Origin of the sequence: Gordonia sp. (in: high G+C Gram-positive bacteria) (genome assembly GCF_047602025.1) — a bacterium.
Lineage (GTDB): Bacteria > Actinomycetota > Actinomycetes > Mycobacteriales > Mycobacteriaceae > Gordonia.
The window spans coordinates 986171-1000621 of sequence record NZ_JASGII010000001.1 but is presented as its reverse complement, the minus strand read 5'-3'; the positions used below and the strand labels follow the sequence as shown (position 1 = coordinate 1000621).

The 14451-nt window shown below is 70.6% G+C and carries 15 protein-coding genes and 1 pseudogene; 6 read left to right on the top strand and 10 right to left on the bottom strand.

What is annotated here, in order from left to right; genetic code table 11:
* Positions 1 to 2: 2 nt before the first annotated feature.
* From QM728_RS05010 to QM728_RS04995, 4 genes and pseudogenes are all read right to left on the bottom strand, one after another.
* The gene (locus QM728_RS05010) at positions 3 to 824 is read right to left on the bottom strand and encodes a carbohydrate ABC transporter permease (protein ID WP_415030949.1); all 822 of its coding nucleotides are present in this window, start codon (positions 822 to 824) and stop codon (positions 3 to 5) included.
* Positions 825 to 1697: pseudogene (locus QM728_RS05005) on the bottom strand (carbohydrate ABC transporter permease); the annotation flags it as partial.
* Positions 1688 to 3100 carry an extracellular solute-binding protein gene (locus QM728_RS05000; RefSeq protein WP_415030948.1) on the bottom strand — a complete coding sequence of 471 codons (1413 nt, stop codon included), beginning with the start codon at positions 3098 to 3100 and terminating at the stop codon, positions 1688 to 1690. The gene QM728_RS05000 and the pseudogene QM728_RS05005, both read right to left, overlap by 10 nt.
* Before the next feature lie 65 nt (positions 3101 to 3165).
* A complete protein-coding gene (locus QM728_RS04995; protein ID WP_415030947.1) occupies positions 3166 to 3651 on the bottom strand; it encodes a general stress protein in 486 nt (161 codons plus the stop codon).
* Between the two features lie 43 nt (positions 3652 to 3694).
* On the opposite strand from QM728_RS04995, the gene QM728_RS04990 reads away from it, so the two are divergent.
* The 4 genes from QM728_RS04990 (at position 3695) to QM728_RS04975 (ending at position 7963) form a co-directional block, all read left to right on the top strand.
* Positions 3695 to 4999 carry a magnesium transporter MgtE N-terminal domain-containing protein gene (locus tag QM728_RS04990; protein ID WP_415030946.1) on the top strand — a complete coding sequence of 435 codons (1305 nt, stop codon included), beginning with the start codon at positions 3695 to 3697 and terminating at the stop codon, positions 4997 to 4999.
* The gene (locus tag QM728_RS04985; RefSeq protein WP_415030945.1) at positions 4996 to 5520 is read left to right on the top strand and encodes a DUF1003 domain-containing protein; all 525 of its coding nucleotides are present in this window, start codon (positions 4996 to 4998) and stop codon (positions 5518 to 5520) included. Before QM728_RS04990 ends, QM728_RS04985 begins: the two co-directional genes overlap by 4 nt.
* Before the next feature lie 166 nt (positions 5521 to 5686).
* The gene (locus QM728_RS04980) at positions 5687 to 6778 is read left to right on the top strand and encodes a lytic transglycosylase domain-containing protein (RefSeq protein ID WP_415030944.1); all 1092 of its coding nucleotides are present in this window, start codon (positions 5687 to 5689) and stop codon (positions 6776 to 6778) included.
* Positions 6779 to 6823: 45 nt separating this feature from the next.
* Positions 6824 to 7963 carry an Mrp/NBP35 family ATP-binding protein gene (locus tag QM728_RS04975; RefSeq protein WP_415030943.1) on the top strand — a complete coding sequence of 380 codons (1140 nt, stop codon included), beginning with the start codon at positions 6824 to 6826 and terminating at the stop codon, positions 7961 to 7963.
* On the opposite strand, the gene tatB is transcribed toward QM728_RS04975, so the two are convergent.
* The 4 genes from tatB to sigE all read right to left on the bottom strand — a co-directional run bounded on the left by tatB (position 7960) and on the right by sigE (position 10968).
* Complete coding sequence (tatB, locus tag QM728_RS04970; RefSeq protein WP_415030942.1) at positions 7960 to 8340, bottom strand: Sec-independent protein translocase protein TatB; 381 nt, start codon at positions 8338 to 8340, stop codon at positions 7960 to 7962. The genes QM728_RS04975 and tatB overlap by 4 nt on opposite strands.
* A gap of 9 nt (positions 8341 to 8349) precedes the next feature.
* Positions 8350 to 9834 carry a trypsin-like peptidase domain-containing protein gene (locus tag QM728_RS04965; RefSeq protein ID WP_415030941.1) on the bottom strand — a complete coding sequence of 495 codons (1485 nt, stop codon included), beginning with the start codon at positions 9832 to 9834 and terminating at the stop codon, positions 8350 to 8352.
* Positions 9834 to 10232, bottom strand: coding sequence for a hypothetical protein (locus QM728_RS04960; RefSeq protein ID WP_415030940.1), 399 nt, complete (start codon positions 10230 to 10232; stop codon positions 9834 to 9836). The genes QM728_RS04965 and QM728_RS04960 overlap by 1 nt, the downstream gene beginning before the upstream one ends.
* Before the next feature lie 106 nt (positions 10233 to 10338).
* Positions 10339 to 10968 (bottom strand): RNA polymerase sigma factor SigE, encoded by a 630-nt coding sequence (gene sigE / locus QM728_RS04955; RefSeq protein ID WP_415030939.1) that lies wholly within the window; start codon positions 10966 to 10968, stop codon positions 10339 to 10341.
* A 199-nt stretch (positions 10969 to 11167) separates the two neighbouring features.
* Here sigE and QM728_RS04950 point away from each other — a divergent pair, with 199 nt between their 5' ends.
* Together QM728_RS04950 and QM728_RS04945 are read left to right on the top strand one after the other, a co-directional pair.
* Positions 11168 to 11776: an O-methyltransferase gene (locus tag QM728_RS04950; RefSeq protein ID WP_415030938.1), complete on the top strand. Its 609-nt coding sequence runs from the start codon at positions 11168 to 11170 to the stop codon at positions 11774 to 11776.
* A 15-nt stretch (positions 11777 to 11791) separates the two neighbouring features.
* A complete protein-coding gene (locus QM728_RS04945) occupies positions 11792 to 12487 on the top strand; it encodes a class I SAM-dependent methyltransferase (RefSeq protein ID WP_415030937.1) in 696 nt (231 codons plus the stop codon).
* On the opposite strand, the gene QM728_RS04940 is transcribed toward QM728_RS04945, so the two are convergent.
* A complete protein-coding gene (locus tag QM728_RS04940) occupies positions 12484 to 13557 on the bottom strand; it encodes a sugar phosphate nucleotidyltransferase (RefSeq protein ID WP_415030936.1) in 1074 nt (357 codons plus the stop codon). The two genes, QM728_RS04945 and QM728_RS04940, sit on opposite strands and share 4 nt — an antisense overlap.
* Entirely contained in the window at positions 13554 to 14441 is an 888-nt protein-coding gene (locus QM728_RS04935; RefSeq protein WP_415030935.1) for a glycosyltransferase family 2 protein, read from the bottom strand. Before QM728_RS04935 ends, QM728_RS04940 begins: the two co-directional genes overlap by 4 nt.
* Between the last annotated feature and the right edge of the window lie 10 nt (positions 14442 to 14451).

Here is a 14451-nt window from a genome sequence, read left to right as displayed (position 1 = left end):
GGCTATCCCTTCACCGCGCCGGAGGTCAACCCGGCGACGATTCGACGTTGGAAGATGAGGACGAACACGATGATCGGAATGGTGATCACGACCGCCGCCGCGGCGATCTGACCGGTCGGCTCGGTGAACTCCGAGACACCCGTGAAATTGGTGATCGCCACCGGTGCGGTGATCGCCCGGTCGCTCGACGTGAGCGAGAGCGCCAGCAGCAACTCGTTCCACGAGAAGATGAAAACGAGGATCGCCGCGGTGACGACGCCGGGAGCGGCGAGCGGAACGATCACCCGGCGGAACGCCTGGGCGCTGGTGGCGCCGTCGAGCTTGGCGGCCTTCTCCAGGTCCCACGGGATCTCGCGGAAGAACGCCGAGAGGGTGTAGATCGCCAGCGGCAGCGCGAAGGTGATGTACGGCAGGATCAGGCCCGGCCAGGTGTCGAACAGCCCGAGGCGGCGCTCGATGTTGAACAGCGGGGTGACCAGGGAGATCTGCGGGAACATCGCGATGAGCAGGGTCGCGCCGACGAGGAGCTTCTTGCCGCGGAAGTCCAGCCGGGCGATCGCGTAGGCGGCCATGGTCCCGATGACCACCGCGATCACGGTCGTGATGATGCCGACGCCGATCGAGTTGACCAGCGCGCTGGTGAAGCCGCGGTAGGCGAACGCCTCCCGGTAGTTGGCCAGCGTCGGGTTCACCGGGATGAGCTTGCCGTCCGTGGGATTCGACTTGAACGACAGGCTCAGGATCCACAGCATCGGGATCATCGCGTAGAGCACGACGAGGGTGTTGATCGCCGTCCAGGTGAGTTTGCGCTTGTCCGTCAGCATCTAGCGCCCCTCCGGCTCGGCGCCGGGCGCCGACGCGCCGAAACCCTTGATGAACAGCGCCGCGATGATGGCGACGCAGACGAACACGAGCACGCTGATCGCCGATCCGGTGCCCAGGTTGAACGCCTTGAACAGGTTGTCATAACCGAGGATCGATACCGAGCCGGTGCCGTTCGCGCCCTTGGTCAGCACATAGATGTTGTCGAAGATGCGGAAGGCGTCCAGCGTGCGGAACAGCAGGGCGACCAGGATCGCCGGCTTCATCAGCGGCAGCGTGATCCGCCACAGCCGCGTCCAGGCGCCGGCGCCGTCGATCTGGGCGGCGCGCAGCAGGTCGTCGGGCACCAGGGCCAGGCCGGCGAGCAGCAGCAGCGCCATGAACGGTGTCGTCTTCCACACCTCGGCCAGCACGATGATCGCGAGCGACGGCAGCTGGTGGGTCAGCGGCGCGGAACCGTCGGGCAGCAGGTTGGCCAGATAGCCGGTGCCGGGCGTCCACGCGTAGTACCAGGACATCGCCGCGACGACGGTGACGACGCCGTACGGGATGAGCACCATCGTGCGGATCGTGCCCTTGCCGACGATCGTCCGGTGCATGACCATCGCGATGGCGAGCCCGAGGACCAACTCCAGGACGACCGACACGACGGTGATGAGCAGCGTCACCGCGAGCGCACTCCACCAGTAGCGGTCGCCCAGGACGGTGGCGTAGTTGCCGAGGCCGACGAATTCACTGCGGCCCGGCGCGGTGAGCGACACCTTGTTGAGCGAGAGCCAGAGCGCGTATCCGACCGGGTAGGCGGTGACCAGGGCCATCAGCAGTGCGGCGGGCGTGATCAGCAGGTAGGCGAGCCGACGGTCGTTCACGGGACCAACCCCTCACCCGCGAGCGCCTTGTGCACGGCGTCGGCGAGCTGGTCGACGAGCCGCTCCGGGTCCCACGCGCCCACCGGGTGCAACTTGGCGGCCAGCATCGTCGACAGCGTCGAGTAGGCCGGGGTCGCCGGGCGCACCGCGGCGCGGCCGTCGCCGAACTGCTCGCGCAGCACATCGCCCATCGGGAAGGCGGCGCGGAACGCCGGCTCGTCGTAGATCGACGCGATGGTCGGCGCGTGCGACGAGTGCAGGGCGTACTTGCGCTGCGCGTCGACACTGGTGAGGCACCGTACCGCCCGCCAGGCGCGCTCGGCCTTGGTCGACCGCGTCGACACTGCCAGGTTCATCCCGCCCAGCGTCGAGCGCGCCGGCAGCCCCGCGGTCACCCCCGGGTAGGGCGCGAAGGCGAAGCGCTGTGCCAACGCGCGGTTGGCACGGGCGAGGTCGTCGGCGGTGGGCTCGGCCGCGTCGGCGGCGAAGACGTCGGCGAACTCGGCCATCTCCGGGAAGAACGGCACCTGCTGGTTGGCATCGGTGGCGGTCGCCGCGTTGGAGCGCATCGACGAGTACACGTACGGCCAGTTCAGCTCGAAGGTCGCCTGTCCGCGCTCCATCCCGAGCCGTGCCGGGTCCTCGGTGTTGTTCGACAGCGACGGATCCGCCCCGGGGGCGGTCGCGACCGACTTGAGGACCTGCAGCGCGCGGACCGTCGCCGCCCGGTGCTCGGGGGTGTCGTTCAGCGTGACGCGGGTCGGGTCGGCCGGGTCGAGCACCGATCCGCCGGCGCTGGCGAGCACCGAGTTGAACCAGACGACCAGGCCCTCGTACTGCGCGCCCTGGACCATGATGTAGCTCGGGATCGGCTTGCGCAGGTGCGACGGCAGCGTGGCGTTCTCGGCGATGACCCCGGTGCGCACCTCCTCGTTGTCGGCGAGGAGCTGCTCCCAGGTGCTCGGCGGGGTGCCCCGCTTGACGAATTGGCGCAGCAGGTCCGGCCGGTACCAGAGCAGCTGCGTGTTGGTCCACGTCGGAACGCCGTAGAGCCGCTTCGCCGCGTCATCGCCGGTCTGCCACTGCGCGGTGCGCAGCGGCCCGCCCAGGGTCGTGCGCTGCAGGGTCGCCGCCAGATCGTCGGGCACGCGGGCGGCCCACCCGGCGTCGGCGAACTCGGCGGTCCAGGTGACGTCCATCGTGAAGATGTCGACCGACGAGTCGTTGCCCGCCAGGCGGCGCGCGAGTTGCAGGCGCTGGCCGTCGGCATCCTTGGGCAGCCGAACGACCGAGATCTTGTCGCCGCCGGTCGAACAGCCGGGTGCGACGGCCTCGATCGCGGAGGCGTCGTTGCCCGGCACGTAGGCGGTGATGGTGTCGGCGGCGACTCCCCCGCCACAGGCCGCCAACGGCAGCGCCGCGGCGAAGACGACGGGAAGCGCGAAGCGGCGCGTGTTCAGCGTGACTCCTCTGCCTAGAGCGAGAGCCGGGTCAGCATATCGCGGCCGCGCTCGGCTGTCGTGGGATCGCACAGCACGTCGTAGCGGCCGGCGACCAGCTGCATCGTCGACGCGAAGTCGCGCTGGCCGCGCATCATGGCGTATGGGATCGCCGACGACACGAGGCCGAACAGGATGCCGCCGACGACGCCGAGGAACAGCGCGGTGACCGCGGGCTGCACGACGATCGAGGCCAGGAGGCCGAACATCAGGCCGAGCATGGCGCCGCCGCCGATGCCCTGCATGATGACGCGGCCCCAGGTCAGGCGACCGGTGACGCGCTCGACCTGCATGAGGTCGACGCCGACGATGGTGACGTTCTGGACGGGGAAGCCCTCGTCGGCGAGGAAGTCCACCGCCTTCTGCGCCTGTGCGTACGTCGGATAGGAACCGATCGGCCAACCCGACGGCGGAGTCGGCAATCCGGGGGTCGCCGGACGACCAGGTTGTTGCGGCTGCATGGCGTTGCCCTTTCTTCGCGCACCGGGCCACTAGGCTTGGGGTATGTCGGTGAGCAAGGTCTTCATAGCCAGACTAGTAGGGCTCGCCGTCCTCGGTCCCGACGGTGAATCGATCGGCCGTGTCCGCGACGTCGTGATCGCCATCCGACTGTCCGGCCTGCCGCCGCGCGTCCTGGGCCTGGCGGTCGAGCTGACGACCCGTCGGCGCATCTTCGTGCCCATCTTGCGCGTCACCGGCGTCGACTCGCACAAGGTCACCCTGAACACCGGAACCATCAGCATGCGCAAGCTGGACCTGCGCCCCGGCGAAGCGCTCGCCGTCGGCCAGGTGATGGACAGCCGCGTGCGCGTCACCGACCCCGACCTGGCCGATTGGGCCGACGAGGACTTCACCGTCGTCGACCTCGGCATCGAGCAGGGCCGGACCCGCGACTGGCTCGTCACCCGCGTCGCCGTGCGGCCCAGCCGGCTGCGACTGGCCCGCCGGGGCGAGATCCACGTCGTCGACTGGGCCCACGTGCACGGGCTGACGCAGACCGCCCTCAACCTGCCCGGCCAGGGCGTCGCGGCCATCATGATGCAGCTCGACGGCATGCGCCCGGCCGACGCCGCCAACGTGCTGCGCGAGCTGCCGCCCAAGCGCCGCGAGGAGATCGCCGCCGCCCTCGACGAGGAGCGCCTGGCCGACATCCTGCAGGAGCTGCCCAGCGACGACGCCCAGTCACTGATCGCGGTGATGGGCACCGGCCGCGCCCGCAACGTCCTGGGTGCCATGGAGCCCGACGACGTCGCCGACCTCGTCGGCGAACTGCCGCCCGGCGAGGCGGAACGACTGCTGTCGCTGATGGCGCCGGAGGAGTCCGAGCCAGTCCGCCGACTGCTCGTCCACTCCCCCGACACCGCGGGCGGCATGATGACGCCCGAGCCGCTCATCGTCACCGCCGCGACGACCGTGTCCGAAGCGTTGGCCCGTGCCCGCGACCCGGAGATCACCCCCGCGGCGGCCAGCATCGTGTTCGTCGTGCGCCCGCCGACGCAGACGCCGACCGGCAAGTACCTCGGCTGCGTGCACCTGCAGGTGCTGCTGCGCAATCCCCCGGCCACCCTCGTCGGCGATCTCCTCGACACCGACCTGGGCCACCTGCGCCCGGAGGACTCGGTGGAGACGGTGACGCGCTACTTCGCGACCTACAACCTGGTCTGCGGTCCCGTCGTCGACGAGGACGGGCACCTGCTGGGCGCGGTCAGCGTCGACGACCTGCTCGACGAGATCCTGCCCGACGACTGGCGCGAGACCGAGCCCGAGGGCGATGAACCGATCAACGTGGCGGCCGGGGGCGGTCGATGAGCAACAAGAGCAGGCGGCTGGACCAGCCGTCGGACCGTCGGCGGCCGCGGTTCTTCACCCTCGACGCCGATGTCGTCGGGGTCTACAGCGAGCGGCTGGCCCGCTTCCTGGGCACCGGGCGCTACCTGGCGATCCAGACGGTCATCGTCGTGGTGTGGATCGTCCTGAACCTGGTCAGCTTCTTCCACCACTGGGACCCGTATCCGTTCATCCTGCTGAACCTGGCCTTCTCGACGCAGGCCGCCTACGCGGCGCCGTTGATCCTGCTGGCCCAGAACCGGCAGGAGAACCGCGACCGCGTCGCCCTCGAGGAGGACCGGGTGCGCGCGGCGGAGACCAAGGCGGACACCGAGTTCCTCGCCCGCGAGTTGGCGTCGGTGCGCCTGGCCGTCGGCGACACGGTGACGCGCGACTATCTGCGCAAAGAGCTCGACGACCTGCTGGACGAACTGGTCGAACGCCTGGGCGCCAAGGCCGACGAGGACCCCGACGCCACACCCGAATCTGCTGCCACTTCGTAATCACGGGTCTCTATACGTGCATTTAGCACGTCGTTTATGCTGTGGAGTGGTGTAGGACACACCTTGTCGGGGAGAGACACAACGGGGTGAGATTCAGATGAGTGGCATTGCGTTTTGGCGCCGCGCGCAGGGGCCGACGCGCCCGCGTTCGCGCCGAGCCGCACGCGTGCTGACCGCCGGGGTGGGCACGACCGCGCTCAGCGCACTGGTTTTGGGCGCCGCGAGCTCGAGCAGCCTCGTCGGCGAGCAGAAGACCGCCGCGACGACGCCGGAGGCCGCCAGCGTGACCCAGGTGGCCGGACTGGCCGCCATCGAGGAGTCGGCCGCCGCTGCCGCGTTCGCCCCGCCCAAGGCTGGCGATCCGATGATCAACCCGCAGTACCGCCTCGCCCTGGGCATCCCGAACGGCCCGCTGGGCATCCCCGGCGTCGTGCTGCAGGCCTACAAGCTGGCCGAAACGCGCCTCGCGTCGGAGAACGCCGCCTGCAAGCTCCCCTGGTACCTGCTCGCCGGCATCGGCCGGATCGAGTCCGGGCACGCCGGCAACGGCAACGTCGACGAATACGGGAACACCCGCCGCCAGATTCACGGCCCCGCGCTCGACGGCACCCTGGCCGGCAATGCCGTCATCCTCGACGCACAGGGCAACGGGGCGCGCGCCATGGGCCCAATGCAGTTCATCCCGAGCACGTGGGCCAGCTGGGGCTCGGACGCCAACGGCGACGGCAAGGCCGACCCGCACAACATCTTCGACGCCACCTACTCGGCCGGGCGCTACCTGTGCTCGGGCGTGAGCGACATCATGGCCGGCAACAACAAGGTCGCCGCGGTGTACCGCTACAACCACTCGCACGCCTACGTCGCGAACGTGCTGGCCTGGGCGGCGGCCTACTCGACCGGGGTCATGCCGACGGCGGGCATCCCGGACATGCACGCCACCCCCGTCGGCGATGAGCTCAAGAAGCGGCGCGGCGACCGGCGCCGGGGCGATGCCGACGACCCGCTGGCCGGCGACGAGGCGACCGATCCGGCGACCGGCGACGCCGCCGACGACCTGCCCAAGCGCGTCGACCGCAAGCCCAAGGCGCGCAAGCCCGAGTGCTTCGTCGTGTGCCTGCCGCCGCAGCTCGGCGGCCCTCAGCAGGCACCGGCCGCACCGCGTGCCCCGCGGCAGCGCCCCGGCGTCGCGGCCCCCGGTGCCGACCGGCCCGCACCCGCTCCCGGGCGACCCGCCCCGGCGCGGCCGAGCGCGCGCTGACCAGGCGCGGAAAGCCCCGCGGCAGACGGGACTAAGCTGGGTGCCATGAGTACCGCGGCCCCCACCGAGTCAGCCATCCGTGCGGCCCTGAGCAAGGTCGACGACCCAGAGATCGGCAAGCCCATCACCGACCTCGGCATGGTCAAGTCGATCGAGATCGGCGACGCCGGCGACGTCGACGTCGTCGTCTACCTGACCACGTCGGGCTGTCCGATGCGCACCGAGATCAGCGACCGGGTGTCTGCCGCCGTGGCCGACGTGCCCGGCGTCGGCGCGATCAACGTCGGACTCGACGTGATGGACGACGAGCAGCGCACCGAGCTGCGCAAGAAACTGCGCGGCGATCGTGCCGAGCCGGTCATCCCCTTCGCCCAGCCGGGATCGCTGACCCGCGTCTACGCGGTCGCCTCCGGCAAGGGCGGGGTCGGCAAGTCCAGCGTGACGGTGAACCTGGCCGCGGCCCTGGCCGCGCGCGGGCTGTCGGTCGGCGTGCTCGACGCCGACATCTACGGCCACTCGGTGCCCCGGATGCTCGGCAACGACGCGAAGCCGACCCAGGTCGAGCAGATGATCATGCCGCCCATCGCGCACCAGGTGAAGTTCATCTCGATCGGCCAGTTCACCGACGGCAACACTCCGGTCACCTGGCGCGGACCGATGCTGCACCGCGCGTTGCAGCAGTTCCTCGCCGACGTCTACTGGGGCGACCTGGACATCCTGCTGCTCGACCTCCCGCCGGGCACCGGCGATGTCGCGATCTCCATCGCCCAGCTGATCCCGGGTGCCGAGATCCTCGTGGTGACGACGCCGCAGCAGGCGGCCGCCGAGGTCGCCGAGCGCGCCGGGGCCATCGCCCTGCAGACGCGGCAGAAGGTGCTCGGCGTCGTGGAGAACATGTCGTGGCTCGAACTGCCGGACGGCAGCCGCATGCACCCGTTCGGCGAGGGCGGCGGCGAGCGGGTCGCCGAGCGGCTCAGTCGCGCCATCGGCGCCGACGTCGGGCTGTTGGGCCAGGTGCCGCTGGAGACCGCGGTGCGCGAGGGCGGCGACGCCGGCGTGCCGGTGGTGCTGTCGGCCCCCGACTCCCCCGCGGGCAAGGCGCTGCGCGCAATCGCCGACAAGCTGGCCGTGCAGAAGCGCGGCCTGGCCGGCATGAGCCTGGGCATCGACACCGCTCGAAGCTAGGTGGCGTCCCAGTCCTCGACGTCGTGGCGTGCGGCGGCGGTGTCGGTGGGCTTCGCCGGGCGACGGTTGTCCGGCGCTTCGGTGTAGGTCTTCGGGTCGAGCAGCGAGTCGTCCCCGCCCAGCAGGTGCTTGGTCACCAGGTCGCGCGGACGGGTGGTGCGCAGCTCGTTCAGCTGCTGCAGCGGTTCGCGGAACTCCTCGAAGTCGCCGCCGAGCTCGTCGCGAAGCTCGGCCGACGCGCCGCTGACGTAGTCGCGGGCCTTGCGGACCCAGCCCATCGTCGCCGTGATGGCGCCGGGCAGTCGTTCCGGGCCGAGGATGATCAGGCCGGCCGCGACCAAGACCAACATCTCGCCCCAGCCGACGCTCGCGAACACGGGTGTCCCCTAGTCGCCGGACGGGGTGATGGAGCCGTTGAAGGTGCGCCCGTCGCGCCAGTACGTGAAGTCGGTCTTCTCGCCGACCTTGGACGTGCGGACCGCCACCGACAGCTCGTCGGACGACTCGATGGTGCGGCCGTTGAACTTGGTGATGACGTCCTTCTCGCGGATGCCGGCCTTCTCGGCGGCACTGCCGGCGACGACGTTGCGGACCTCGGCGCCCATGACCTTCTGGTTGCGGACGGTGACGGCGTTGATGCCGATCGCCGGGTGCACGATCTTCCCGTGCGCGACGAGGGTCTTGACGATCGGGCGGACCGAGTTGATCGGGATCGCGAAGCCCAGGCCCATCGAGCCACCGCTGGTCGTCTGGATCATCGTGTTGATGCCGACGACGCGCGCCTGCGAATCGACGAGCGGACCGCCGGAGTTGCCGGGGTTGATCGCGGCGTCGGTCTGGATCGCGTCGATCACCGCCTCGACGTCGGAGTCCGACGGCGGCAGCGCCAGTGCACGGTGGGTAGCGCTCACGATGCCGCTGGTCACGGTGCGGTCCAGGCCCAGCGGCGATCCGAAGGCGATGACCTCCTCGCCGACGATGAGCTTGTCCGAGTCGCCGAGTGCGGCGACGGCGAGGTTCTTGACGTTGTCGACCTTGAGGACCGCGAGGTCGCTCTTGGGATCGGTGCCGACGATGGTCGCCGGGACGCGGGTGCGGTCGAAGAAGACGACCTCGGTGACCGCCGACTTGTCGTCGACGCCGGAGGCCACGACGTGGTTGTTGGTGACGATGTAGCCCTTGGGGTCGACGACCACGCCGGAACCGGTGGCCATCGAGCCGGAGCTGCGCACGCGGATCGACACGACGGCCTTCTCCACGGCTTTCGCGACGCGGGCCACCGACGACTGCGGGGTGTCGCCCTTGCCCTTGTCGACCGGCAGGCTGACCGTGTCGCCCCGCGAGGACGAACCGGTGCCCGACATGAGGGCGCCGACGAGGGCGCCGAGCAGGCCGATCGTCACGGCGAGGGCGCCGAGGGTGAGCAGGGCGGGCCAGGCGATGCGGTGGCCGAGGAGGACCTCGCGCACCCCGAGCTTGGGGCCGGGCTCGACCGGGTCGACCGAGTCGGGGCGGGCCTTGGCCGGCGCCGAGAGTCGGGCCGGGCTCTCCGGGTCGCGCCACGGGTCGGCGGGGGCCTCGGGCTCCTCCGGCTCCTCATAGCGGGCGTCGGGATCGCGTTCCAGGGTGTCGGTGGCGCCCTCGGGGCGGCCGAAGGCCTCGGCGAGCACCGGGTCCGGCGCGGCAACGGTCGGCTGCGGGCGCGCCGGGCGCTCGGGCTCCTCGTCGAAGGAGCCGCCGACGCCGTCGGGCCGTCCGAAGACCGCTGTGGTCTGCGGGGAGATCGGGGCGTGCCGGGGCGGCTTCGGAGCGGCCTCGGTGCGCGGCGGGATGATGGCGCCCTTGTCGGCCCACTGGTCTTCGTTGGTCACTAACGGCCTCGTCGGAAGAATCCTCGCGGGCGCGGCGACTCGTCGGTGCGCGCCGCGACCTGGTTGACATCGATCTCGCGGGTCGGGATCTGGGAGAGCTGCCCGAGCAGGTTCATCGGCGCCGTGATGGCCGATCCGCTGGCCCGCAGGGCTGCTCGCGCCGCCTTCTGCGCCTCGACGGCGCTCGCGCACGTGGCGCACAGGTTCAGGTGGGCGTCGGCGCGGGACACCGCGCCCGCCGCCAACTCGCCGTCGACGTAGGCCGCGACGGCCTCGGGCGAGAGGTGCTCGGTGGAGGCGAACGGACGGCCGCCGAGGGTGCCGGGGGCACGGTAATCGGTGTTGGGCTGAAGGGACGGCGACGTGGGAGTCCACCGACCCGGATCCAAGAAGTTCACCGCCGCTCCTACCTGTCGTCCACCTGCGTTAGCAGCTTATCCGAACCTATCAACGATTCGGCGGCCAGCGTGGTTCCCGCGGCCGCGTGAATGACCGGTCGGCGACTCAGCGGCTGGCGGCCCAATCCGCCTCGTTGGCGGCCAGGTAGTCGCGGATGCTCTGCCGACCGCGGTGGATACGACTGCGGACGGTGCCCATCTTGACGCCCATCGTCGTGGCGATCTCCTCGTAGGAGAGGCCTTCGATGTCACACAGGACGACGGCGGCGCGGAACTCCGGCGCCAGTTGGTCCAACGCGCCCTGCAGGACCGGGTCCAGGTTGGCGTCGGCGTAGATCTGCTGCGGATCGGGCGTTGCCGCCGGCACCCGGTCGTAGTCCTCGGGCAGCGCCTCCATGCGGATCTTGCTGCGGCGGCGGACCATGTCCAGGAACAGGTTCGTGGTGATGCGGTGCAGCCAGCCCTCGAAGGTGCCCGGCTGGTAGGACGACAGCGACCGGAAGACCCGGATGAAGGTCTCCTGGGTGAGGTCCTCGGCGTCGTGCTGGTTGCCGGACAGGCGGTAGGCGAGGCGGTAGACGCGGTCGGCGTGCTCGGCGACCAACTCGTCCCACGACGGCATCAGGTTCGCATCGCCGGTGGCGTCGAACCGGGCGGTGCCGGCCGACTCGGCGCTCGCACCGTCGAACTCGTCGAGGACGGCGGCGATCTGCTCGTCGGTGGTCTGGGTCGTCAACGCGGTACGTCCCCTCGTCGTGGCCGTCCGCGGTTGCGTCCGACTCGTTCATGGTCAACATCGCCGCGGCGAACTTTCATTCCGGCGCCGAGTTGACTCGTTCTCACGCTCTACCCTTGCCGAGTCGATTGTGGCGGCCGTATGAGTGGCCTGAGTGTTGGCTAAGGATCGGTGCCGACCGTGGCCTACCCTCATAGGCGTGACGGACAAGACCTATGTCGAATCGGCGATCGTCGAGGATGACGCGCTGGTCGCCGCGCGCACGCGCGCGGAGGAACTGGGCGCCCCCACGATCGCTCCGGCGGTCGGCGCGATGTTGGCGCTGCTGGCCCGCACCGCGGGAGCGAAGTCGGTCGTCGAGGTGGGCACCGGCGCGGGGGTGTCGGGCCTGTGGCTGCTGGCCGGCATGGTCGACGACGGCGTGCTGACGACGATCGACCCGGAGTCGGAGTTCCAGCAGGCCGCCCGCGCGTCGTTCGCCTCGGCGGACATCCCGGTCGGCCGGACCCGGTTGATCAACGGCTCCCCCGTCGAGGTTCTCCCCCGTCTCGCCGACGCCAGCTACGAACTGGTCTTCCTCGACGGCGAAGTGCTCGACCACCCGCGCTACGTCACCGAGGCGATGCGGATCCTGCGCCCGGGCGGGGTCGTCGTGCTGCACCACGCCGACAAGTTGAGTCCCAAGCGCAAGGGTGCCGCCGCCGAGGCGGTGCGTGAAGCGGCGCTCGTCATCGCCGACGACGACCGGTTCCTGCCGGTGGTCATCCCGCTGGGCACCGGCCTGTTGGCGGCCGCGAAGGCTCGCTGACCAGAGCCACCTGCGATGGATCCCCGCACGTCGTCGAACGGCCTGATTCGATCAGCCTCTGCTTGGCTCCAGGGTCTCAACGCACGACATCCGTGGAGCCACAACGATGCGTTCATTTCGTGGATCCTGCGGCGTCTCCCCGAACAGCGCCGCACCGCCGTCGACGTCGGTTGCGGCCGCGGCGAGTTGCTGACCAGGCTGGCGCCCGAGTTCGACCGGGTCATCGGCTGCGACTCGGACTCCGACATGCGCGCGGCATCCGCGCAGCGGACCGTCGACCTGCCGAACGTCTCGGTCACCGGTGGCGGGTGGGTCGCTTTCTCCGCGGACGATCACACCGACCTGGATCTGATCACGATGACCGCCGTCCTTCACCACCTCGACACGCCTGCCGTCCTCGAACGGATCGCGCAGATGCTGGCCCCCGGTGGACGGTTCCTGGTGGTCGGACTGGCCCGCCGCGACACCGTCGTCGACCATCTGTGGGACTACGCCTCGATGGTCACTAATCCGATCATCGGCATCGTCAAGCACCCGCGCCCGGTGCGCGGCGCTGCGCCGACTCCTCCGCCGTTCCCGGTCAAAGATCCGGATCTGACCTACACCGAGCTGCGCGGGCTCTTCGATCAGCACCTGCCGGGTACCCGCCTGCGCCGACGGCTCGGGTTCCGCTACACGGCCGAGTGGACCAAACCCGCCGACAGGAGCTAGACGTCCGTCGAGAAGCGGATGCCGCCGTCGGGGATCTCGACGTCGGGCCACACGCGCGCACCGCGCAACAATTCGCAGTCCGCGCCGATGACGGCGTTGTCCCCGATCACCGTGTCGCGCACCAGCGCGCGCTTGCCGATGCGGGCGCCGCGGCCCACGATGCTGCGCTCGACGACGGCACCGTCGTCGATGACCGCGTCGTTGAAGACGACCGCGCCGTCGAGCCGGGCCCGTCGGCCGATGGTCGAACCCGCGCCGACGACGGTGCCGCCGATCAGGTGGGCACCCGGTCCGACGGTCGCGCCCTCCTGCACGAGGTACTCGCCGTGGCGGTCGCCCAGGGCGGGCGACGGGGCGATGCCGCGGACCAGGTCGGCCGAGCCGCGCACGAAGTCCTCCGGGGTGCCCATGTCGCGCCAGTACGACTGGTCGACGTGGCCCTGGATGGGCCGCCCGCGGGCGAGGAGCTCGGGGAACACCTCGCGCTCGACGGACACCGGGCGGCCGGCCGGAATCTGCTCGATAACCTCGCGCTTGAACACGTAGGTGCCGGCGTTGATCTGGTCGGTGGGCGGATCCTGGGTCTTCTCCAGGAAGGCGGTGACCCGACCGTCTGCGTCGGTCGGCACACAGCCGAAGGCGCGCGGATCGCCGACCCGCACCAGGTGCATCGTCACGTCGGCGCCGGAGCGGCGGTGCGTGGCCAGCACGTCGCCGACGTCGGTGCCGCCGAGGACGTCGCCGTTGAAGACGAGAATGTCGGGGGCGGTCAGCTCGCCCAGCACGTTGCGGATGCCGCCGCCGGTGCCGAGCGGCTCGACCTCGGTGACGTACCGCAGGTTCATCCCCAGGTCCTCGCCGGTGCCGTAGTACTCCTCGAAGACCTCGGCCTTGAACGACGTGCCGAGCACGACGTCGTCGATCCCGGCGGCCTTGATCCGCGACAACAGGTGCGTGAGGAACGGCTGGCCCGCGGTCGGCAGCATCGGCTTGGGCGCCGACAGCGTCAACGGGCGCAGGCGCGTGCCCTTGCCGCCGACGAGGATGACGGCCTGGACGTCCTTGGTCACTGGTTGCCTCCTTGCGCCGCAGCGCGGTCGAGTTCGCGCCGGGCCAGCCGCACGGCGACCCGGGATCGGAGCGCCAGCCCGGCTCGCAGCCCCCAGCGCAGCGGCGCGCGCAGTGCGCCCGGGTTGCGGTCGGCCTGGAATTTGTAGGCGCTGCGGTGGTGCGCGGGCAGCATCAGCTCGGGGTTCTTGCTCGCGGCGTGGCCCTTGGTGTGCAGGACCTCGGCGGTCGGCACGAAGATGTTCTGCCAGCCCGCGCGGGCGAGGCGGTCGCCCAGGTCGACGTCCTCCATGAACATGAAGTAGCCCTCGTCGAAGCCGTCGATGGCGTCGAAGGCCGCCCGGCGCAGCAGCAGGCACGACCCCGACAACCACCCGACCGGGCGTTCGGCGTCGTTGTCCTCGTCGAGGTAGGCGCGCGTGAACGGGTTGTTCTTCCACACGGCGCCGAGCAGCGCGTGGCCGGTGCCGGACACGAGTCTCGGGACCTGGCGCGCCGACGGGTAGACCGAGCCGTCCGGCTCACGGATCAGCGGGCCGAGCGCCCCGGCCCTGGGCCAACGGCCGGCGGCGGCGAGCAGGTCGTCCAGCGAGCCCGGGCCCCACGCGACGTCGGGGTTGGCGACGACGATGAACTCGACGGCCGGGTCGACCAGCGCGACGGCTCGGTTGATGGCGCCGCCGTAGCCCAGGTTGGCGCCGGTGTGCAGCAGGGTCACCCGCGGGTAGTCCCGCTCGGCCGCCTCGGGGGCGCCGTCGTCGGAGCCGTTGTCGGCGATCACGACGCGCGGATCGGCCTCGGTGGCGTGGGCCAGGGTGTCCAGGAACGACTTCAGATAATCGCCCGAGGAGTACGTCACCGTCACCACGGCGAACTGATCAGTCACGCCGGACAGC

Bases quoted from the DNA above. Each gene is read 5' to 3' on its own strand.
- QM728_RS04990 (WP_415030946.1), top strand. From the start codon at position 3,695: ATGTCGGTGAGCAAGGTCTTCATAGCCAGACTAGTAGGGCTCGCCGTC.
- QM728_RS04945 (WP_415030937.1), top strand. From the start codon at position 11,792: ATGGATCCCCGCACGTCGTCGAACGGCCTGATTCGATCAGCCTCTGCT.
- QM728_RS04985 (WP_415030945.1), top strand. From the start codon at position 4,996: ATGAGCAACAAGAGCAGGCGGCTGGACCAGCCGTCGGACCGTCGGCGG.
- QM728_RS04975 (WP_415030943.1), top strand. From the start codon at position 6,824: ATGAGTACCGCGGCCCCCACCGAGTCAGCCATCCGTGCGGCCCTGAGC.
- QM728_RS04995 (WP_415030947.1), bottom strand. From the start codon at position 3,651: ATGCAGCCGCAACAACCTGGTCGTCCGGCGACCCCCGGATTGCCGACT.
- QM728_RS05010 (WP_415030949.1), bottom strand. From the start codon at position 824: ATGCTGACGGACAAGCGCAAACTCACCTGGACGGCGATCAACACCCTC.